Below are 21,313 nucleotides of genomic sequence, written 5' to 3'. Positions count from 1 at the left end.
GGCCGCAGATCCGCCACGCCCCCGTCCAGCCACGAGCCGGACGGGGGTCCGGTAGGAGAGGTGGCATGGACAGGGAGAAACGAGCAAGGTGGCAACACCCAAGTCGCGCCCGCGCGACGGTTACCCGGGGCGGGCGCTGGCCCTCATCCTGGTGGTCACCGTCGGCCTGGTCGCCCTCATGTTCGGGACGGGCCACACCAAGCCCCGCCTCGGGATCGACCTCGCCGGCGGCACCAGCATCACGCTGAGCGCGAAGTCGACCGACCCCAAGGCGATCAACAAGTCCAACATGGACATCGCCACCGGGATCATCGAGCAGCGGGTCAACGGGATGGGTGTCTCCGAGGCGGAGGTCCAGACCCAGGGCGACCGGAACATCATCGTCAACATCCCGAAGGGCGGTGACAAGCAGAACGCGGCCGACCAGGTCGGCACCACCGCGAAGCTGTACTTCCGCCCGGTCCTCGCCCTGGCCCCGAGCGGCCTCCAGGCGCAGACCCCGAGCCCGGCCCCCTCGGCGAGCGGCAGCGCCGCCCCGGGCGCGAGCCCCTCGGCGTCGCCTTCGGCCGGCAGCACCGCCGCCGCGCCCGCCGCGACCGGCACCGCGAGCCCGACGAAGCAGGGCCGCCCGGTCGGCGAGGCCCTCGCCCTCGACGCCAGCCCGTCCGCGACCGGCACCGCGAGCACCGCCCCGAGCGCCACCGCCCCGGCCGCCGCGACCCCGGCCGCCTCCGGCTCGGCCGCCGCCACCCCGAGTGCCGCCGCCGCCCCGGTCACGCCGGACCCCGCGGCCGCGATGACGACGGGCACCGTGCCGCCGGAGCTGGCCGCCGAGTTCGCCGGCCTGGACTGCTCCAAGCCCGAGCAGCGCAAGAACCACCAGACCGACGAGGGCAAGCCGACCGTCGCGTGCACCCAGAAGGACGAGCGCGGCATCTACTACAAGCTCGCCCTCGGCCCGGTCGCGGTGAACGGCTCGGACGTCTCCAAGGCGCAGGCCACCATCGACACCCAGCAGGGCGCCGGCTGGCAGGTCTCGCTGCAGTTCAACGGCAAGGGCACCGACGCCTTCACCGCCGTCACCGGCAAGCTGGCCACCCAGCCCGACCCGACCAACCAGTTCGCCATCGTGCTGGACGGCCAGGTCGTCTCCCACCCGTACGTGCGCAGCGCCATCCCCGGCGGTTCCGCCGTGATCTCGGGCAGCTTCAAGCAGGAGGAGGCGCAGAACCTCGCGAACGTGCTGAGCTTCGGCGCCCTGCCGCTCGAGTTCACCACCGACGACGTCACCACGGTCTCCCCGCAGCTCGGCGGCGACCAGCTGGAGGCCGGCCTGATCGCCGGTGCCATCGGCATGCTGCTGGTGGTCGTCTACTCGCTGGTCTACTACCGCGGCCTCGGCCTGGTCTCGATCGCCGGTCTGATCGTCTCGGCGGCCCTGACCTACTCGATCATGAGCCTGCTCGGCGCCGGGATCGGCTTCGCGCTGAACCTGCCGGCCGTCTGCGGCGCGATCGTCGCGATCGGCATCACCGCGGACTCCTTCATCGTGTACTTCGAGCGCATCCGCGACGAGGTCCGCGAGGGCGCCCCGCTGCGCCCGGCCGTCCAGCGGGCCTGGCCGCGGGCCCGGCGCACCATCCTGGTGTCGGACTTCGTGTCCTTCCTCTGTGCCGCGGTGCTCTACCTGGTCTCGGTCGGCAAGGTGCAGGGCTTCGCGTTCACGCTGGGCCTGACCACCGCGCTCGACGTCGTGGTGATCTTCCTCTTCACCAAGCCGCTGATCACGCTGCTGGCCCGCCGGAAGTTCTTCTCCGACGGTCACCCGTGGTCCGGCCTGGACCCGAAGCGGCTGGGCGCCCGTCCGCCGCTGCGCAGCAGCCGCCGCACCCCCTCGTCCACCGCCGTGAAGGGGGCCTGACACCGTGTCGCGCTTCTCCAATCTGGGCCACCGGCTCTACCAGGGCGAGGTCAGCTTCGACTTCGTCGGGCGCCGCAAGCTCTGGTACAGCATCTCCGGCGTGATCGTGCTGGTCGCGGCGGTCGGCCTGGCCATGGGCCTGCACCTGGGCATCGAGTTCAAGGGCGGGTCGGTCTACACCGTCTCCAAGCCGGGGCTGAGCGTCTCCCAGGCGCAGGACGCGGCCGACAAGATCGTCTCCTCGCACCCGCTGGTGCAGTCGGTGGACGAGGGCAAGAAGATCCGCATCCAGGTGTCGTCCGAGGACAGCGTCTCCTCCTCGGTCTTCACGGACAAGCTCTCCAAGGAGCTCAGCGTCCCGGTCGCGGAGATCGACACCCAGGTGATCGGTCCCAGCTGGGGTGAGCAGATCTCCAAGAAGGCGCTCACCGGCCTGATCATCTTCATGATCCTGGTGACGGCGTACCTGGCGATCGCCTTCGAGTGGCGGATGGCGGTGGCCGCGCTGGTCGCCCTCATCCACGACCTCCTGATCACCATCGGGGTCTACGCCCTGGTGGGCTTCGAGGTCACCCCCGGTACGGTGATCGGCTTCCTGACCATCCTCGGGTACTCGCTCTACGACACGGTCGTCGTCTTCGACACCGTGAAGGAGAACACCAAGGGGCTCGCGAAGCAGAACAAGCTCACCTACAGCGAGGCGGCCAACGCGGGCCTCAACCAGACCCTGGTGCGTTCGCTCAACACCACGGTGGTCGCCCTGCTCCCGGTGGCGGCGCTGCTGTTCATCGGTGGCGGCCTGCTGGGCGCCGGCACGCTGAACGACATCTCGCTCGCGCTGTTCATCGGTCTCGCCGCCGGTGCCTACTCCTCGATCTGCGTCGCCACCCCGCTGCTGGCGCAGCTCAAGGAGGAGCAGCCGGAGATGAAGGCGCTGCGCAAGCGCGTCCTCCAGCACCGGGCCGCGGCCGCCGCCAAGAGCGCGGCGGCGGGCGAGGGCGAGGAGATCGCGGACGAGGACCTTCCGGCGGGTATGGTCGGTCAGCGCGGCCGGTCGGCCGGCACCTCGCGTGCCAAGGGCCGTCCGTCCACCAAGCGCTGAGCCCCGACCCTAAGGACAGGACACCGTGACCACCGCCGACACCGCACTGGCCGAGCTGCTGAACAGCCGGATCCGGGACGTCCCGGACTACCCGAAGCCGGGCGTGCTGTTCAAGGACATCGCGCCGCTGCTCGCCGACGCCGAGGCCTTCGGCGCCCTCACCCGGGCGCTGGCGGAGCGGGCGACGGAGCTCGGCGCGACCAAGGTGGTGGGCCTGGAGGCGCGCGGCTTCGTGCTGGCGGCCCCGGCGGCCTTCGCGGCCGGGCTCGGCTTCGTGCCGATCCGCAAGCAGGGCAAGCTGCCCGGCGCGGTGTTCCGCCGCTCCTACGAGCTGGAGTACGGGGAGGCGACGCTGGAGGTGCAGTGCGACGCCTTCGCGCCCGGTGAGCGGGTGCTGGTGGTGGACGACGTGCTGGCCACCGGCGGGACCATCGGTGCCTCGCTGGACCTGGTGAAGGAGGCCGGCGCCGAGCTGGCGGGCGTCGTGGTGCTGATGGAGCTGGGCTTCCTGGACGGCCGCGAGCGGCTGGCCGGGCACCTGGGCGGCGCGCCGCTGGAGACGCTGGTCACGGTCTGAGGGACGGACGGAGGGCGGCGGTCGGATCATCCGACCGCCGCCCTTCGCGTGTCCGGGCCCGGGCGGCTGAACACCGGAGCGCCCGGCTCGGTACCATGAAGATTCATCCCCTCCCGGTTGTCCGTGACGGTTCCAGCCGTACGAGGGGCCGGCCCGGTGCCCCGAGGAGTGTCCTTGCCCGACGAGGTTGTGCCCACGGCCGCAGCGGCCGCCCCCGAAAACCGTCCCACGCCCTCGGGGGCCACCCCGGCACGCCCGGCGCCGACCTCCTCGCGTCCGGTGGCTCCCGCGAGCCGCCCGTCCTCCTCCGGCGGCATGCGCGCCCGCCTGGCCCGCCTCGGCGGCCAGCGCTCCAGCGTGCTCAATCCGGTGCTGGAGCCGCTGTTCCGCTCCATCCGGGCCAACGACCCGAAGGCCGACCCGGCGCTGCTGCGCGACATCGAGCGGGCCTACGCGGTCGCCGAGAAGTGGCACCGCGGGCAGAAGCGCAAGAGCGGCGACCCGTACATCACCCACCCGCTGGCGGTGGCCACCATCCTGGCCGAGCTCGGCATGGACGCCCCGACCCTGATGGCCGGGCTGCTGCACGACACGGTCGAGGACACCGACTACGGCCTGGAGACCCTGCGCAAGGACTTCGGCGACTCGGTGGCCCTGCTGGTCGACGGCGTCACCAAGCTGGACCGGGTCAAGTTCGGCGAGGCCGCGCAGGCCGAGACGGTCCGCAAGATGGTCGTCGCGATGGCCAAGGACCCGCGCGTCCTGGTGATCAAGCTGGCCGACCGCCTGCACAACATGCGCACCATGCGCTACCTCAAGCGGGAGAAGCAGGAGAAGAAGGCCCGCGAGACGCTGGAGATCTACGCCCCGCTGGCGCACCGGCTGGGCATGAACACCATCAAGTGGGAGCTGGAGGACCTCGCCTTCGCGATCCTCTACCCCAAGATGTACGACGAGATCGTCCGGCTGGTCGCCGAGCGCGCCCCCAAGCGGGACGAGTACCTGGCGACCGTCATCGACCAGGTCCAGGGGGACCTCCGCGGCGCCCGGATCACCGCCTCCGTCACCGGCCGGCCGAAGCACTACTACTCGGTCTACCAGAAGATGATCGTCCGGGGCCGGGACTTCGCCGAGATCTACGACCTGGTGGGCATCCGGGTCCTGGTCGACACCGTCCGCGACTGCTATGCGGCGCTGGGCACCATCCACGCGCGGTGGAACCCGGTGCCGGGGCGGTTCAAGGACTACATCGCGATGCCCAAGTTCAACATGTACCAGTCGCTGCACACCACGGTGATCGGTCCCGGCGGCAAGCCGGTCGAGCTGCAGATCCGCACCTTCGACATGCACCGCCGCGCCGAGTACGGCATCGCCGCGCACTGGAAGTACAAGCAGCGCGCGGTGGCCGGCGCCTCCAAGGTCCGCACCGACACCCCGACCCAGGCCCGCAAGGACGACAAGGCCGGCGCCGTCAACGAGATGGCCTGGCTGCGGCAGCTGCTGGACTGGCAGAAGGAGACCGAGGACCCGAGCGAGTTCCTGGAGTCGCTGCGGTTCGACCTCTCCAACAACGAGGTCTTCGTCTTCACGCCCAAGGGCGACGTCATAGCGCTGCCGGCCGGCGCCACGCCGGTGGACTTCGCCTTCGCCGTCCACACCGAGGTCGGGTACCGCTGCATAGGGGCCCGGGTGAACGGGCGGTTGGTGCCGCTGGAGTCGACCCTGGAGAACGGCGACAGCGTCGAGGTCTTCACCTCCAAGGCGGAGAACGCCGGCCCCTCCCGGGACTGGCTGGGCTTCGTCAAGTCGCCGCGCGCCCGCAACAAGATCCGCGCCTGGTTCTCCAAGGAGCGCCGCGAGGAGGCGATCGAGCACGGCAAGGAGGCCATCGCCCGGGCGATGCGCAAGCAGGGCCTGCCGATCCAGCGGATCCTGACCGGCGACTCGCTGGTCACCCTGGCCCACGAGATGCGCTACCCCGACATCTCCTCGCTGTACGCGGCGATCGGCGAGGGCCACGTCGCGGCGCAGAACATCGTGCAGAAGCTGGTGCAGGCGCTCGGCGGCGAGGAGGGCGCCACCGAGGACCTCGCCGAGACCGCCACCCCGACCCACGACACCCGCCGGGCGGTCCGCCGCCGGGCCAAGGGCGACCCCGGGGTCATCGTCAAGGGCGTGGACGACGTCTGGGTCAAGCTCTCGCGCTGCTGCACGCCGGTCCCCGGCGACCCGATCGTCGGCTTCGTCACCCGCGGCAACGGCGTCTCGGTGCACCGGGCCGACTGCGTCAACGTGGAGGCGCTCAGCCAGCAGCCCGAGCGGATGATCGACGTCGAGTGGGCGGCCACCCAGTCGTCCGTCTTCCTGGTGGCCATCCAGGTCGAGGCGCTGGACCGCTCCCGCCTGCTCTCGGACGTCACCCGGGTCCTCTCCGACCAGCACGTCAACATCCTGTCGGCGGCGGTGCAGACCTCCCGCGACCGGGTGGCGATGAGCCGCTTCACCTTCGAGATGGGCGACCCGAAGCACCTCGGGCACGTGCTCAAGGCGGTCCGCGGCGTCGAGGGCGTCTACGACGTCTACCGGGTCACCTCGGCCCGCAAGTAGCGCCGGCCACGCGGAAGGGCCCCGGGCGGATCGCCCGGGGCCCTTCTCGTCCCGCGTCCGGAAAGCGTCCGGAGGCCGTCGGGGGGACCCGTCAGCCGCTGAACTCCTCCTGGCTCTTGTGCGCCTGCTCCAGCAGGGTCTGCACGCCGGCCAGCTCGGACTCCAGCCTGGCCACCTTGCCGGCGTTGCCGGCCGCCCGGGCCTTGTCCAGGTCGGCCTGGATCTTGTCCGCCTTGGCCTGGAAGAGGCCGACCATGCCGGCGGCACGGGCCTTGGCCTCCGGGTTGGAGCGCTTCCACTCGGCGTCCTCGGCCTCGCGGATCGCCCGCTCGACCGCGTTCAGCCGACCGTCCAGCTTCGGCCGGGCGTCGCGCGGCACGTGCCCGATCGCCTCCCAGCGCTCGTTGACCTCCCGCAGCGCGGCCTTGGCCGCCTTCAGGTCGGTGACCGGCAGGATCGCCTCGGCCTCGGCCGCCAGCGCCTCCTTGAGCTTCTGGTTGGCGACCTGCTCGGCGTCACGCTCGCTGAACACGGCGGACCGGGCCTGGAAGAAGACGTCCTGGGCGCCGCGGAACCGCGCCCACAGCTCGTCCTCGACGTCCCGCTGGGCACGCCCGGCGGCCTTCCAGCGCGCCATGAGGTCGCGGTAGCGGGCCGCGGTCTCGCCCCACTCGGTGGACGAGGACAGCGCCTCGGCCTCGGTGACCAGCCGCTCCTTGACCGCGCGGGCCTGGTCGCGCTCGGCGTCCAGGGTCGCGAAGTGCGCCTTGCGGTGCTTGGAGAAGACCGAGCGAGCGTGCGAGAAGCGGTGCCACAGCTCGTCGTCGCTCTTGCGGTCCAGCCGCGGCAGGCCCTTCCAGGTGTCCACCAGCGCGCGCAGCCGGTCGCCGGCCTCCCGCCACTGGGTGGACTCGGCGAGGCGCTCGGCCTCGGCGACCAGCGCCTCCTTGGCCGCCCGGGTCTCGTCCTGGGCCTTGGCGCGGGCCGCCTTGCGCTCCTCGCGACGGCTCTCGATCTCACCGGCGAGCGTGTCCAGGCGCTTGGCCAGCGCGTCGAGGTCCCCGACCGCGTGCCCCTCGGCCACCTGCGCGCGCAGGTGCTCCAGCGCGGTCTGGGCGTCCTTGGCGGCCAGGTCGGTGGTGCGCACCCGCTTCTCCAGCAGGCCGATCTCCACCTCGATGCCCTGGTACTTGCGCTCGAAGTAGGCGAGGGCCTCCTCGGGCGAGCCGGCCTGCCAGGAACCCACGACGCGTTCGCCGTCGGCCGTCCTGACGTAGACCGTGCCCTGCTCGTCGACACGGCCCCACGGGTCGCTGCTCATAGCGCGTCCTCCACATGACGTCGCGCCCGCGCCGGGGCGGTTACGCGTCCGTCGTCCACAGTTGATGTGCGGCGGACCGATGAGTCCGCCGTCCCCGTCCGCCGGGCTTTGCTCGCCGAGGGTGACGGCTAGGCGGATCGGGGCACCCTACACAACGCCAACATAGGCGACCGGGCCCGGTGCTGTCCGCATCCGGGCCGGGCGATTTCGGGCCGGGGCCGCGCCGGGGCGCCTCCAAGGCTCCGCGGCGCGGCCCCGGGACCGGTCAACCCTTCGCGGTGGTCACCGCGTTGAGGGTGACGTCGGCCATCGGGTGGCCGTCCGTCCCGCCCTCCAGGGTGCCCGCGGCGGCGATCTTCTGGAGCACGTCCAGACCGCCGGTGATCTTGCCGAACGGGATGTAGTTCGGGTCGAGCTTGGTGTCCTTGTAGACCAGGAAGAACTGGCTTCCGTTGGTGCCCGGGCCCGAGTTGGCCATCGCCACGGTGCCCGCCGGGTACGTCGCGCCGGTCAGGTTCTCGTCGGCGAACTTGTAGCCCGGGCCGCCGGTGCCGCCCGGGTTGGTGGTGCTGGCCGTCGGGTCGCCGCACTGCAGGACGTAGATGCCGCCCGTGGTCAGCCGGTGGCACTTGGTGTGGTCGAAGTACTGCTCGCCGGACAGGAAGGCGAAGGAGTTCACCGCGTGCGGCGCCTTCGCCGCGTCCAGGGCGATCGTCACCTTGCCGCAGTTGGTGTCCAGCGTCGCGGTGTACGTGCCGCCGGAGACCGTCATGGCCGGCTCGGCCTGCCACTGCTTGCCGTTCGGCGCGCCCGGCGCCGGGTCGGCGCAGCCCTCGACCGGCTTGCGGGTCGGGGTGGTCGGCTCGGCGTCGGCGGTCGGCGCGGCCTGCGCGGCGGACCGGTCGTCCTGCTTGTCCTTCGAGTCGAAGGCACCCGTGCCCACCAGTGCGCCACCGCCCGCGAGCACGACCACGGCGAGCGAGGCGCCGAGGATCGTGTTGCGGCGCTTGCGCGCGGCGTGGGCCTCGGCCCGGCGCTGCGCCTGCCGCTCGTACTTCTCGCGGGCGAGCTGCCGCCGCCGCTGTTCGCTGCTGACCACCGGCCGTGTCTCCTACATATGTGCTGGACTCGTGTACGGATGCTGAAGCGGATCATCGCATCCATCGGTGGCCAAGTGTAGGTACCGCGGCTGTAAGAACGCGGTGAACCTGTCAGGACGAACCGGGCCCGTCGCCCGCATCTGGTTCGCAACCGGACCCGCCCCGCCGGTAGGCTGCGCTTACACGATCCCGTACAGCCGTAGATCTCCAAGCCGCCACTGCCGACCGAATCACGAAGGACGCGCGTGTTCATCGCCGGATTCCCCGCCGGAGCCTGGGGCACCAACTGCTACCTGGTCGCTCCGGCGCCGGGCGAGGAGTGCGTCATCGTCGACCCGGGCCACCAGGCCGCCCGCGGCGTCGAGGAGCTGGTCCGCGAGCACCGGCTGAAGCCCGTCGCGGTCGTGCTCACCCACGGGCACATCGACCACATCGCCTCGGTGGTCCCGGTCTGCGGCGCCAAGGGCGTTCCGGCCTGGATCCACCCCGAGGACCGCTACATGATGGCCGACCCGGAGAAGGCGCTCGGCCGCTCGCTCGGCACCCAGCTCATGGGCGAGCTCACCGTCGGCGAACCCGACGACGTGCGCGAGCTCACCGACGGCAGCGTGCTGGACCTGGCGGGCCTGAAGCTCACCGTCGACCACGCGCCCGGCCATACCGGGGGGTCGGTGACGTTCCGGACGCCCGGCGCCGAGGACCTTCCCCCGGTGCTCTTCTCGGGCGACCTGCTCTTCGCCGGCTCCATCGGGCGCACGGACCTCCCGGGCGGGGACAGCGAGGCGATCATGCAGTCGCTGGCCCGGGTGTGCCTGCCCCTCGACGACGCGACCGTGGTCCTCTCCGGCCACGGCGGACAGACCACCATCGGCCGTGAGCGCGCCACCAACCCCTACCTCAGGCAGGCGGCGGGAGCGCTCGGCGCTCCGGCCTTCCCGCGACGAGGAATGTGACGGAAGAGAAGTTGAGCACCTTCACCGCCCCCAAGGGCACCTACGACCTGCTGCCGCCCAGCTCCGCGACCTTCCTGGCGATCCGCGAGCGCCTGTCCGCGCCCGCCCGCCGGGCCGGCTACGGCTACATCGAGACGCCGGTCTTCGAGGACGTCAAGCTGTTCTCCCGCGGTGTCGGCGAGTCCACCGACATCGTCACCAAGGAGATGTTCTCGCTCACCAAGCGCGGCAAGGAGGACCTCGCGCTGCGCCCCGAGGGCACCGCCTCGGTGCTGCGCGCCGCGCTCCAGGCCAACCTGCACAAGCTGGGCAACCTGCCGGTCAAGCTCTGGTACTCCGGCTCCTACTACCGCTACGAGCGCCCGCAGGCCGGCCGCTACCGCCAGTTCGCCCAGGTCGGCGCCGAGGCGATCGGCGCCGAGGACCCGGCGCTCGACGCCGAGCTGATCATCCTGGCCGACGACGCCTTCCGCTCGCTGGGCCTGAGCGACTACACGCTGCTGCTCAACAGCCTCGGCGACCGCAACTGCCGCCCGGTCTACCGCACCGCCCTGATCGAGTTCCTGGCCGGCCTCGACCTCGACGAGGACACCCGCCGCCGCGCCGAGATCAACCCGCTGCGCGTCCTGGACGACAAGCGCGAGTCGGTGCAGGCCCAGCTCGGCGGCGCCCCGATGCTGCGCGACTACCTGTGCGAGGACTGCAAGGCGTACGACGAGAAGGTCCGCGAGCTGCTCACCGCCAACGGCGTGGCCTTCACCGACGACCCGAAGCTGGTCCGCGGCCTGGACTACTACACCCGCACCACCTTCGAGTTCGTGCACGAGGGCCTCGGCGCGCAGTCCGCGATCGGCGGCGGCGGCCGCTACGACGGCCTGTCCGAGATGATCGGCGGCCCGGCGCTGCCGTCCGTCGGCTGGGCCCTCGGCGTGGACCGCACCTACCTGGCCCTGGAGGCCGAGGGCGTCGTCCTCGACCTGCCGGCCGCGACCTCGGTGTACGCCGTCGCGCTCGGCGAGGAGGCCAAGAACGTCCTGTTCGCCAAGGTGGTCGAGCTGCGCCGGGCCGGCGTGGCCACCGACCTCGCCTTCGGCGTCAAGAGCATCAAGAACGCCATGAAGTCCGCCGACCGGTCCGGCGCCCGCTTCGCCCTGATCGCCGGGGACCGGGACCTCGCCGACGGCGTCGTCCAGCTCAAGGACATGACCACCGGCGAGCAGAACCCCGTCGCCCTCGACGCACTCGTCACCACCCTGAAGGAGAAGCAGCTGTGATCCGCACGCACGACGCGGGCACGCTCCGCCCGGAGCACGCAGGCACCACCGTCACCCTGGCCGGCTGGGTCGCCCGCCGCCGCGACCACGGCGGTGTGGCCTTCATCGACCTGCGCGACGCCTCCGGCACCGTGCAGATCGTGGTCCGCGACCTGGACTCGGTGCACGGCCTGCGCGCCGAGTACTGCGTCAAGGTCGTCGGTGACGTCCGGGTGCGCCCCGAGGGCAACGAGAACCCGGACATCCCGACCGGCGCCGTCGAGGTCGTCGTCAGCGCGATCGAGGTGCTCTCCGAGGCCGCCCCGCTGCCCTTCCCGGTCGCCGAGTACGAGCCCGGCACGGTCAACGAGGAGGTCCGGCTGCGCTACCGCTACCTGGACCTCCGCCGCGAGGGCCCGGCCAAGGGCCTGCGGCTGCGCTCCAAGGTCAACAACATCATCCGCCGGGTGATGGAGGAGAACGACTACCTCGACATCGAGACGCCGTACCTCACCCGCTCCACCCCCGAGGGCGCCCGCGACTTCCTCGTCCCGGTCCGCCTGCAGCCCGGCCACTGGTACGCGCTGCCGCAGTCGCCCCAGCTGTTCAAGCAGCTGCTGATGGTGGCCGGCATGGAGCGCTACTACCAGATCGCCCGCTGCTTCCGCGACGAGGACTTCCGCGCCGACCGCCAGCCGGAGTTCACCCAGCTGGACATCGAGGCCTCGTTCGTCGACCAGGAGGACATCCTGGCCCTCGGCGAGAAGATCATCGGCTCGGTCTGGCGCGAGGTGCACGGGTACGAGATCCCGAACCCGCTGCCCCGGATGACCTACGCGGACGCCATGGCCCGCTACGGCTCCGACAAGCCGGACGTCCGCTTCGGCCAGGAACTCACCGACCTCACCGAGTACTTCAAGGGCACCGCGTTCCGCGTCTTCCAGGCCCCGTACGTCGGCGCCGTGGTCATGCCCGGCGGCGCCTCGCAGCCGCGCAAGGCGCTCGACGCCTGGCAGGACTGGGCCAAGGCGCGCGGCGCCCGCGGCCTGGCCTACGTCGTCATCGACGCCGAGACCGGCGAGCTGCGCGGCCCCGTCGCCAAGAACCTCTCCGAGGAGCACCTGGCCGGCCTGGCCGCCGCGGCCGGTGCCAAGAACGGCGACGCGATCTTCTTCGCGGCCGGCAAGGAGCGCCCCTCGCAGGAGCTGCTCGGCGCCGCCCGCCTGGAGATCGGCCGCCGCTGCGACCTGATCGACGCGTCGCAGTGGGCCTTCCTCTGGGTCGTCGACTTCCCGATGTTCGAGCCGATCGAGGACGACAAGGGCGAGTTCCAGGGCTGGCACGCGGTGCACCACCCGTTCACCGCGCCGACCGCCGAGTCGCTGGCCACCTTCGACACCGACCCGGGCACGGCCCTGTCCAACGCCTACGACCTGGTCCTCAACGGCTCCGAGCTGGGCGGCGGTTCGATCCGTATCCACCAGCGGGACGTGCAGAAGCGGGCGTTCGACGCGATCGGCCTCTCCGAGGAGGAGGCTGCTTCGCAGTTCGGCTTCCTGCTCGACGCCTTCAACTACGGCCCGCCGCCGCACGGTGGTGTCGCCTTCGGCCTCGACCGGATCGTCACGCTGCTCGGTGGGTACGACACCATCCGGGACGTCATCGCGTTCCCGAAGACGTCCACCGGCGGTGACCCGCTGACCGGTGCCCCCACCCCGATCACCCCGGCGCAGCGTCGCGAGGCCGGCGTCGACGCCCAGCCGAAGGTCCGCGAGGACGCCAAGTCCGAGGGCCAGCCCAAGGCCTGACGTTCCCCTCGGCTAACCTTTCACGGCCCCGGACGGCGCAGCAGCCGTCCGGGGCCGGTCCACAACGGTGTGCGACGAAGAGAGGCTCCCCATGAAGGTCAGCACCAGAGTCGAGTGTCCGGACGACGCCCCGGCCACCAGGCGGGTCCACATGGCCGCCTTCCCCGGACCGGACGAGGCCGACCTGGTGGACGCGCTGCGCCGCGACCCCGCCTGGCTGCCCGGGCTCTCGCTGGTGGCGGTGGACGAGTCCGGCCTGGTGGTCGGCCACGCCCTGCTCACCCGGCTGCGGGTCGGCGACGGCCAGGGCCTGGCGCTGGCGCCGGTCGCGGTCGCGCCCGAGTGGCAGCGCAAGGGCGTCGGCGAGCTGGTGGTCCGGGCCGCGCTGGCCGCCGCCGAGGACGCCGACGAGAAGCTCGTCGTGGTGCTCGGCGATCCGGGCTACTACGGCCGGTTCGGCTTCATCCCGGCGCAGCGGCACGAGGTCACCGGCCCGTTCGAGGTGCCGGAGGCGTACTTCCAGGCGCTCGCCCTGCCCGCGTACGACGGTAGCCCGCGCGGGCTCTGCAGCTACCCCGAACCGTTCGGCGAGGTCTGATCCCCCTCCCGGCCGGAGCCGTCGTCGCGCGGGGCCTGCTGACCGGCCGCCGGCCCGACCGTCGCCCGGCAGCTGCGGACGAACGCGGCCATCGCCGGGGTCAGCTCCCGCCCCCTCGGCCAGTACAGCCCGACCCGGCTCGGGCTCAGCCCCCGCACCGGCCGGTAGGCGATGTCCTCCCGCGGTGCCAGCCGGCTCATCGTCTCCGGGGCGAAGCCGATGCCCTGGCCGCACACCACCGCGGCCAGGTACTCGTCGGCGTTGTGCGCCACCGCGCCGATCCGCACCGGGCGGCCGTCCCGCTCCCGCACCGCCAGCCAGTAGTCGCGCCAGAACCCGGCCTCGTGCGGGATCGCCACGAAGGGCTCGTCCAGCAGCTCCCCGAAGTCGATCACCGCGCGCCCGGCCAGCCGGTGCCCGGCCGGCAGCGCCACGCAGCGCGGCTCCTCGCCCAGCACCGCGACGTTGTACTGCTCGGACAGCCAGGGCGGGGCGTGCCACAGCGTCAGGTCGATCTCCCCGGTGCCCAGGCCCGAGGTCGGGTCGAACCAGTTGTTCTGCCGCAGCTCCACCTGCCAGCCGGGCATCCGCCGGCTGAAGTCCGCCACCGTGCGCTGGGTCATCACGTTGATCGTGCCGCCCTCGAAGCCCACCCGCAGCGTCGAGCCCTGCTCGGCCGCCGCCGCCCGGGTCGCGCGCAGTGCCTCGTCCCAGCCGGCCAGCATCGGGCCGGCGTGCTCGGCCAGGGCGCGGCCGGCCCGGGTCGGCGCCATGCCCCGGCGGGAGCGTTCGAATAACTCCACCCCGAGCAGCGCCTCCAGCTGGCGGATCTGCTTGGTCAGTGTCGGCTGGGAGACGAACAGCCGGGCCGCGGCGGCGGTCAGCTGCCCCTCCTCGCAGACCGCGACGAAGCTGCGTAGCAGGCGGGTGTCCACATCCATGCCGCAAGGTTATGGAACGGGATATTGGACCGGTCGGGCAGGTCTGGGACAAGGTTGATCACTCGGCCTCCGGGCCGGTCCACGGGGGACCCCGGGCAGCGGCGGTTCAGGGGGCCGCCGCTGCCCGGCCGCCGGCGGACCTGCGGGAACCGCGTGCAGCGCCTACGGTGAGTGGTCATCAGCACTCTCGGACGGAGGCACCCCAGGTGGCAGCCCAGCCCAAGCGCGAGCAGGACGGCCCTCCCCGGCGGCTGGCGAGGAAGCCGTACGAGCAGGAGCTGCTGCGGCTGCAGAACGAGCTGGTGAAGCTCCAGGAATGGGTGCGCGCCGAGGGCGCCCGGCTGGTGGTCGTCTTCGAGGGCCGCGACGCGGCGGGCAAGGGCGGCGCGATCAAGCGGGTGACGGAGTATCTGAACCCGCGCATCGCCCGGGTCGCGGCCCTGCCCACCCCCACCGAGCGCCAGCGCACCCAGTGGTACTTCCAGCGGTACGTCGAGCACCTGCCGGCCGCCGGGGAGATCGTCCTGTTCGACCGCAGCTGGTACAACCGCGCCGGGGTCGAGCGGGTGATGGGCTTCTGCACCGACGAGGAGTACTGGCAGTTCATGCACCAGTGCCCGATGTTCGAGCGGATGCTGACCGAGGCGGGCATCCTGCTGCGCAAGTACTGGTTCTCGGTCAGCGACACCGAGCAGCAGCGGCGCTTCCGGGACCGGCTGGAGGACCCGATGAGGCGCTGGAAGCTCTCGCCGATGGACGTCGAGTCGATCACCCGCTGGGAGGAGTACTCGCGGGCCAAGGACGAGATGTTCGTCCACACCGACATCCCGGACTCGCCGTGGCACGTGGTGGAGAGCGACGACAAGCGCCGGGCCCGGATCAACATGATCGCCCACCTGCTCTCCACCGTCCCGTACCACGAGGTGGAGCCGCCGATGCTGGAACTGCCGCCCCGCCCGCCGTCCCGCGGCTACCGGCGGCCCCCGCGTGACCTGCAGAAGTACGTGCCGGACCACGCGGCGGGGATCGGGTAGCCGGGTCCTCCGAACGGCTCTTCGGCGTTGCCCGGCCGGGTGCGGCGGCGTCCCATGGACGTGCTCACCAACGGCGCGGGCGCGCGGCACGGCGCCCGCCGGACGTCAGGAGACCCGCCCATGTTCGTTCGCACCGTCTACGCCACGGGGGACCCGGCCAAGCTCGACCGGACCCTGGACGGCTTCCGGGCCGAGGCGGTCGGCCTGCTGACCGGGCAGCCCGGCTACCGGGGCTACGGACTCTTCGCCAACCGGGAGCTCGGCATCATCACCATGGGCTCCTGGTGGGAGAGCCGGCAGGCCGAACAGGACAGCGACGCGCAGCTGAAGCAGCGGCGCGCCGAGCTGCTGGCACCGTTCGACGGGACGGTGACCACGGACGCCTGGGAGGCGGTGGTCGCCGAGCGGCCCGCCCAGGCCGGTCCGGGCGCCTGGTTCCGGCTGACCAGGTTCGACTTCGAGCGCGCCGGCGCCGGCCGGCTGGCCGACGCCTTCCGCACTCTCGCGCTGCCCGCGATGCGGCAGCTCGACGGCTTCCTCGGCAGCTCGATGCTGCTGAACCTGGAGGACGAGCGCGGTGCGGTGGGCGGCCTCTTCGCCGACCGGGCCGGCTTCGAGGCCTCCCGCGGCACGGTCGCCGAGGCCCGGTCGAAGGCGGTGGCCGCCGGCGGGGTGACGCTGCGCTCGCTGGAGGAGTTCGAGGCCGTCCTGCTCGACCTCCCGTCCCGCTCCTAGTCCCGGCTCCTGGCCCGGCGGCCGGGGGTCGGCTCCGCATCCGGCCCGGGGTCGGCTCCCGGTCCCGGCTCCCGGTCCGGCCGGGCGGGGCTGTCGGCGGGCTCGCATAGGCTTCCGGTGTGGACGAACCGGACCTCTTCACCGCCGCCGCCGAGGAACGCCAGGCCAAGGAGCCCGGCCGGGCCCCGCTCGCCGTACGGATGCGCCCGCGCACCCTGGACGAGGTGGCCGGGCAGCGGCAGCTGCTGAAGCCCGGCTCGCCGCTGCGCCGCCTCGTCTCGGGCGCGCGCGGGCCGGCCGCGACCAGTTCGGTGATCCTCTGGGGCCCGCCCGGCACCGGGAAGACCACCCTCGCCCACGTGATCAGCCAGGCCGTCGAGGGCCGGTTCGTCGAGCTGTCGGCGATCACCGCGGGCGTCAAGGAGGTCCGCGCGGTGATCGACGGCGCCCGGCGGGCGGTCGGCATGAGCGGCAAGGAGACCGTGCTCTTCCTGGACGAGATCCACCGCTTCTCCAAGGCCCAGCAGGACTCCCTGCTGCCCGCGGTGGAGAACCGCTGGGTGACGCTGATCGCGGCGACCACGGAGAACCCGTACTTCTCGGTGATCTCGCCGCTGCTGTCGCGTTCGCTGCTGCTCACGCTGGAGTCGCTGACCGACGAGGACATCCGTGCCCTGCTGCGCCGCGCGGTGGCCGACGAGCGCGGGCTGGAGGGCGCGCTGGAGCTGTCCGAGGAGGCCGAGGACCACCTGGTCCGGCTGGCCGGCGGGGACGCCCGGCGGGCGCTCACCACGCTGGAGGCGGCGGCCGGGGCGGCCCTGGAGAAGGGCGAGGCGAGCATCACGCTGGCCACCACCGAGACGGCGGTGAACCACGCGGCGGTCCGCTACGACAAGGACGGCGACCAGCACTACGACGTCGCCAGCGCGCTGATCAAGTCGATCCGGGGCAGCGACGTCGACGCCACCCTGCACTACCTGGCCCGGATGATCGAGGCGGGGGAGGACCCGCGGTTCATCGCCCGGCGGCTGATGATCTCGGCCAGCGAGGACGTCGGCCTGGCCGACCCGACGGCCCTGCCGACGGCGGTGGCGGCGGCCCAGGCGGTGGCGCTGATCGGCTTCCCGGAGGCGCGGATCATCCTCTCCCAGGCGGCCATCGCGCTGGCCCTGGCGCCCAAGTCCAACGCCGCCTACCTGGCGATCGACGCCGCGTTGGCGGACGTCCGGCAGGGCCTGGCGGGCGCGGTGCCGCCGCACCTGCGGGACGCGCACTACGGCGGCGCCGGCAAGCTCGGGCACGGCCAGGGCTACCGGTACCCGCACGACCTGCCGGAGGGGATCGCGGCCCAGCAGTACGCGCCGGACGCGGTGCACGGCAAGGAGTACTACCAGCCGACCCGGCACGGCGGGGAGGCCCGCTACGCGGACATCGTCGAGTGGACCAGGGGCCGGCTCCGGGGCGAGTGAGTGGCGGGTGAGCACGGGTGGGCTGCGGGTAAACCCGCGGCCGGCTCCCGGTATACTCGGTCGGAGTGCCGTATCCCGGGACGGCGGCGGGGGAGACCCAGCCGACCGGCCGCACCAGCGGGACACCGGCCACGGGCCCTTCGCGGGGCCCGCAGGAGCGTCGCGCACCGTTTCGGTGTCGCGTGCAGCCCACCAGCCTCGGCTCGGTGGGCCACTCGTGTGCTTGCACTTCCGTGCCCGGCCTCGGAGAGCGGCTGATCACACTGCCCCCGGGCGGTGGGGTTTTTCTCCGGACCGCGACGAGCGACCTCCGTCAACACCTGGTGAAGCCGTATTCGTAAGCAAGGAAGGTTTGGTTCATGGCGAACCAGAAGCGTCCCAAGGTCAAGATCGCGCGTGCGCTCGGCGTGCCGCTGACCCCGAAGTCCGTCAAGTACTTCGAGGCCCGCCCGTACCCGCCCGGCCAGCACGGCCGTGGCCGCAAGCAGAACTCGGACTACAAGGTCCGTCTGCTCGAGAAGCAGCGTCTTCGCGCCCAGTACGACCTGAGCGAGAAGCAGCTGTCGCGTGCGTTCGACCGCGCGAAGAAGGCCGAGGGCAAGACCGGTGAGGCGCTCGTCGCCGAGCTGGAGACCCGTCTGGACTCGCTGGTGCTGCGTTCGGGCATCGCCCGCACCATCTACCAGGCCCGCCAGATGGTCGTCCACGGCCACATCGAGGTCAACGGTGGCAAGGTCAACAAGCCGTCGTTCCAGATGAAGCCGGGCTACGTCGTGACCGTTCGCGAGCGTAGCAAGGAGAAGGTCCCGTTCCAGGTCGCCCGTGAGGGTGGCTACGCGGGTGAGGGCCAGACCCCGAAGTACCTCGAGGTCAACCTGAAGGCCCTGGCCTTCCGCCTGGACCGTGCGCCGCAGCGCAAGGAGGTCCCGGTGATCTGCGACGAGCAGCTCGTCGTCGAGTACTACTCGCGCTGACCCGCGAGCGGTACGCCTGCCGTACCCAGCGAGCCCCCGTCGCCTTCCAGGCGGCGGGGGCTCGCCCCTTTGCTGTGAATCGCCCGCTCGCCTCCGGGCGCTCGGACCCGACGCCGACGCTCATCGCTCCCGCGCTCCCTCCTGCGTCGGTCGCTTCCTCGCTCCCTCGCTTTCGGCGCCGGCGCGCCCTTCGGCTCGGGGCGATTTGCCCGCTCGGGGGTCAGAGGTCCTCGCCGGTCATCGCGGCGGCCAGCTTGAGGTGCGGGCGGGCCTCCTCGGCGCGGCCCTGGCGTTCCAGCGTGCGGCCGAGCATCAGCCGGGCGTAGTCCTCGGCCGGGGAGGCGTCCAGGATCCGGCGCAGCTCGGCCTCGGCACGGGAGAGCTGCGCCGAGTGGTAGTAGCTGCGGGCCAGCAGCAGCCGGACCGACAGGTTGGCCGGCTCCTCGGCGAGGACGCCCTCCAGCATGCGGGCGGCGTCGGAGTAGGCCTTGGACTCGAAGTAGAACGTCGCGAGGCGGTACTCGTCGGCGGCGGTGTGGATCGCCACGGCTGCTCCTTCCGGGTTCGCCCGGCGTCCGCGCCGGGCGCGGTGCCGAGTGGTTGCTGTCCCCGCCAGCAATGGACAAGATTCAACTATTCCCGACCGGGGCGGGCTGCGGCGCCGGCGGCACCGAGCAGGGGCCGGGCAGCGCACCGGGCCCCTCGGCCCGGCCGTCGCCGCCGAGCGCGCGCTGGACGGCGGCCGCCAGGTCCAGCCGGGTGCCGCGGTCGAACCAGTCGGTGAACTCCTGCTCGGTCAGGCCGGCCCGGGCGCGTTCCTCGCAGGCCCGGTGCGGGCCGTTGAAGGTGCGCGAACCGAAGAACGGCTTGCCCACGGTCTGCCAGATCCGGTGGGCGGCGCCCTGCAGCACCCGGGCCTCCCGCAGGTCGCCCGGCTCGCCCGGCCCGGCCGGCTCGGTCTGCAGCAGCGCCAGCAGGTCGATCGCCAGCACGATGCCGAGCAGGTCGTGGAAGAGGTGGTTGAGCCGGACGCTCTCCCGGGCCTGCGCACGGGCCAGCCGGACGTCGCCGTTCAGCCAGTGCGAGTACGCCAGCGCGTAGAGCCCGTACGCGTACGCCCACTGCTCGCCGTGCTCCTCGCACACCTCGCGGACCTGGCCGAGCCAGGCCTCGCCGCCCTCCTGGTCGCCCTGGAACAGGTAGGCGATGCCCAGTTCGAACATGGCCATCAGGACGTTGCTGTTGAGCTCGCCGATCGCCCGGTAGTGCCAGATCGCCTCCTCGAACAGCTCGGCCGCGCGGGCCGGCTCGTCGCCGATCAGGGCCGCGCAGCCCTGCCGGTGGACGGCGTAGGCGAGCGCCCGGTCGTCGCCGGTGTCCAGGGCCTGGCGGCGGCACTCCTCCAGTGCGGGGCGGGCGGCGACCAGGTCCCCCTGGAGGGTGGCCATGTAACCGGTGACCCAGAGCGCCTTGGCGCGGGCCCCGGTCGGCTCCGGGTCGAGGGCGAGCGCCCGGTCCAGCCAGTGCCGGCCCTCGCCGAGGTGGCCGCAGCCGACCCAGTAGAACCAGAGCGTGCTGGCCAGTAGCAGGGCGACCTGCTCCTCGCCCGGCTCGGCGAGGCAGAACTCCAGCGCCGCCCGGAGGTTGGCGTGGGCGAGCCCGGTCCGCTCGGCGGTCTCGAACTGCCGGGGGCCGAACCACTCCACCTCGCCCCAGGTGGCCAGGCCCAGGTACCAGTCGCGGTGGCGGCGCAGCAGCCGCTGTTCCTCGCCCGCGGCGCGCAGCCACTGCAGGCCGTACTCGCGCAGCGTGTCGAGCAGCCGGAACCGGACGCCGAAGGCGCACTGCTCGCGCAGCACCACGGACTTGCCGACGAGGTCGGACACCAGGTCGAGCAGCTCGTCCGGTTCGAGGCCCGCGCCGGCGCAGACGTACTCGGCGGCCTCCAGGTCGAAGCTGCCGGCGAAGACCGAGAGGCGGGCCCAGAGCAAACGTTCCTGCACCGTGCAGAGCTCGTGACTCCAGCCGACCGTCGTGCGCAGGGTCTGATGGCGCGGCAGGCCCGTCCGGTCGCCGCCGGTGAGCAGCCGGAAGCGGTCGTCCAGCCGGGCGGTGATCTGCTCGACCGAGAGCGCGCGCAGCCGCCCGGCGGCCAGCTCCACGGCCAGCGGGATGCCGTCCAGCCGGCGGCAGAGCTGGGCGATGCCCTCGGCCGTGGCCGGAGTGACCTCGAAGGACGGCAGCACCGCCCGGGCCCGGTCGGCGAACAGCCGCACCGCGTCCGGCAGCGCGCCGGGGCCCACCCGGCCCACCGGCAGCGGGGCCAGGGTGAGGAGGTGCTCGCCGCAGGCGCGCAGGGCCGCCCGGCTGGTGGCCAGCACCCGCAGGCCGGGCACCGCGCGCAGCAGCGCGTCGGCCAGCTCCGCGCAGGCCTCCACCAGGTGCTCGCAGCCGTCCAGCACGATCAGCAGCCGGCGCCCGGCGAGCTGCTCGGTCAGCACGTCCAGCGGCGGGCGGGCGGTGCCGTCGGTCAGCCGCAGCGCCTCCAGGACGGCGTGGCCGATGAGCAGCGGGTCCTGCACCGGCGCGATCTCGACCAGCCAGGTGCCGTCCGGGAAGGCGCCGGCCGCCCGGGCCGCCGCGCGCAGCGCCAGCCGGCTCTTGCCCACCCCGCCCGGCCCGGTCACGGTCACCAGCCGGGAGGCCGCCAGCAGCCGGGAGAGGGCGGTCAGCTCCTCGTGACGCCCGACGAAACTGGTCACCTCCGCGGGCAGCCGGCCGGGCGCGGGCGAGTGCCGCGCCGCCGTCCCCCTCCGCTCCGCTGTCGAGTCGCCGGCCACGCGCTGCTCCCGGGTCCTGGCCCGGGCCCTCGCGGCCCGGACGTGCTGGGACCGTCCCGGCGACGGTCCGCCCGGAAAAC

Annotated in this window: 17 protein-coding genes; 12 read left to right on the top strand and 5 right to left on the bottom strand. The window is 72.6% G+C overall.

Annotated features, from left to right (window positions below):
- Positions 1 to 178 precede the first annotated feature (178 nt).
- The 4 genes from secD to ABZ885_RS01170 all read left to right on the top strand — a co-directional run bounded on the left by secD (position 179) and on the right by ABZ885_RS01170 (position 6,207).
- Complete coding sequence (gene secD, locus ABZ885_RS01185; protein ID WP_360181814.1) at positions 179 to 1,921, top strand: protein translocase subunit SecD; 1,743 nt, start codon at positions 179 to 181, stop codon at positions 1,919 to 1,921.
- Between the two features lie 4 nt (positions 1,922 to 1,925).
- Positions 1,926 to 3,023 (top strand): protein translocase subunit SecF, encoded by a 1,098-nt coding sequence (gene secF, locus ABZ885_RS01180; RefSeq protein ID WP_360181732.1) that lies wholly within the window; start codon positions 1,926 to 1,928, stop codon positions 3,021 to 3,023.
- A gap of 25 nt (positions 3,024 to 3,048) precedes the next feature.
- The gene (locus tag ABZ885_RS01175) at positions 3,049 to 3,600 is read left to right on the top strand and encodes an adenine phosphoribosyltransferase (RefSeq protein ID WP_360181729.1); all 552 of its coding nucleotides are present in this window, start codon (positions 3,049 to 3,051) and stop codon (positions 3,598 to 3,600) included.
- Between the two features lie 189 nt (positions 3,601 to 3,789).
- Complete coding sequence (locus ABZ885_RS01170) at positions 3,790 to 6,207, top strand: bifunctional (p)ppGpp synthetase/guanosine-3',5'-bis(diphosphate) 3'-pyrophosphohydrolase (protein ID WP_360181811.1); 2,418 nt, start codon at positions 3,790 to 3,792, stop codon at positions 6,205 to 6,207.
- 91 nt (positions 6,208 to 6,298) lie between these two features.
- Here the strand turns inward: ABZ885_RS01170 and ABZ885_RS01165 are convergent, their stop codons facing one another.
- Entirely contained in the window at positions 6,299 to 7,528 is a 1,230-nt protein-coding gene (locus ABZ885_RS01165) for a DUF349 domain-containing protein (protein ID WP_360181726.1), read from the bottom strand.
- A 265-nt stretch (positions 7,529 to 7,793) separates the two neighbouring features.
- Positions 7,794 to 8,627, bottom strand: coding sequence for a peptidylprolyl isomerase (locus tag ABZ885_RS01160; RefSeq protein ID WP_360181723.1), 834 nt, complete (start codon positions 8,625 to 8,627; stop codon positions 7,794 to 7,796).
- 246 nt (positions 8,628 to 8,873) lie between these two features.
- Between ABZ885_RS01160 and ABZ885_RS01155 the strand changes: the two genes are divergently transcribed.
- The 4 genes from ABZ885_RS01155 to ABZ885_RS01140 all read left to right on the top strand — a co-directional run bounded on the left by ABZ885_RS01155 (position 8,874) and on the right by ABZ885_RS01140 (position 13,240).
- On the top strand, positions 8,874 to 9,581 hold the full coding sequence (locus tag ABZ885_RS01155) for an MBL fold metallo-hydrolase (RefSeq protein ID WP_360181720.1): 708 nt from the start codon (positions 8,874 to 8,876) through the stop codon (positions 9,579 to 9,581).
- Positions 9,582 to 9,592: 11 nt separating this feature from the next.
- Complete coding sequence (gene hisS / locus ABZ885_RS01150) at positions 9,593 to 10,855, top strand: histidine--tRNA ligase (protein WP_360181717.1); 1,263 nt, start codon at positions 9,593 to 9,595, stop codon at positions 10,853 to 10,855.
- The gene (gene aspS / locus ABZ885_RS01145) at positions 10,852 to 12,642 is read left to right on the top strand and encodes an aspartate--tRNA ligase (protein ID WP_360181714.1); all 1,791 of its coding nucleotides are present in this window, start codon (positions 10,852 to 10,854) and stop codon (positions 12,640 to 12,642) included. Before hisS ends, aspS begins: the two co-directional genes overlap by 4 nt.
- A gap of 91 nt (positions 12,643 to 12,733) precedes the next feature.
- Positions 12,734 to 13,240, top strand: a complete 507-nt coding sequence (locus ABZ885_RS01140) for an N-acetyltransferase (RefSeq protein WP_360181711.1) — start codon at positions 12,734 to 12,736, stop codon at positions 13,238 to 13,240.
- Here ABZ885_RS01140 and ABZ885_RS01135 read toward each other — a convergent pair.
- Entirely contained in the window at positions 13,213 to 14,181 is a 969-nt protein-coding gene (locus ABZ885_RS01135; RefSeq protein WP_360181709.1) for a LysR family transcriptional regulator, read from the bottom strand. The two genes, ABZ885_RS01140 and ABZ885_RS01135, sit on opposite strands and share 28 nt — an antisense overlap.
- A 206-nt stretch (positions 14,182 to 14,387) precedes the next feature.
- Between ABZ885_RS01135 and ppk2 the strand changes: the two genes are divergently transcribed.
- From ppk2 to rpsD, 4 genes are all read left to right on the top strand, one after another.
- Complete coding sequence (gene ppk2 / locus ABZ885_RS01130; RefSeq protein ID WP_360181706.1) at positions 14,388 to 15,215, top strand: polyphosphate kinase 2; 828 nt, start codon at positions 14,388 to 14,390, stop codon at positions 15,213 to 15,215.
- A 120-nt stretch (positions 15,216 to 15,335) separates the two neighbouring features.
- Positions 15,336 to 15,950 (top strand): antibiotic biosynthesis monooxygenase, encoded by a 615-nt coding sequence (locus tag ABZ885_RS01125; protein WP_360181703.1) that lies wholly within the window; start codon positions 15,336 to 15,338, stop codon positions 15,948 to 15,950.
- 119 nt (positions 15,951 to 16,069) lie between these two features.
- The gene (locus ABZ885_RS01120) at positions 16,070 to 17,419 is read left to right on the top strand and encodes a replication-associated recombination protein A (protein ID WP_360181700.1); all 1,350 of its coding nucleotides are present in this window, start codon (positions 16,070 to 16,072) and stop codon (positions 17,417 to 17,419) included.
- Positions 17,420 to 17,778: 359 nt separating this feature from the next.
- The gene (gene rpsD / locus ABZ885_RS01115; protein ID WP_270148363.1) at positions 17,779 to 18,393 is read left to right on the top strand and encodes a 30S ribosomal protein S4; all 615 of its coding nucleotides are present in this window, start codon (positions 17,779 to 17,781) and stop codon (positions 18,391 to 18,393) included.
- Positions 18,394 to 18,613: 220 nt separating this feature from the next.
- On the opposite strand, the gene ABZ885_RS01110 is transcribed toward rpsD, so the two are convergent.
- Positions 18,614 to 18,940, bottom strand: a complete 327-nt coding sequence (locus tag ABZ885_RS01110; RefSeq protein WP_360181697.1) for a tetratricopeptide repeat protein — start codon at positions 18,938 to 18,940, stop codon at positions 18,614 to 18,616.
- An 82-nt stretch (positions 18,941 to 19,022) separates the two neighbouring features.
- Entirely contained in the window at positions 19,023 to 21,155 is a 2,133-nt protein-coding gene (locus ABZ885_RS01105; RefSeq protein ID WP_360181694.1) for a regulator, read from the bottom strand.
- Positions 21,156 to 21,313: the final 158 nt, after the last annotated feature.

This window comes from Kitasatospora sp. NPDC047058 (assembly GCF_040643935.1).
GTDB lineage: Bacteria > Actinomycetota > Actinomycetes > Streptomycetales > Streptomycetaceae > Kitasatospora.
This window is presented reverse-complemented; position numbering and strand designations above follow the sequence as displayed.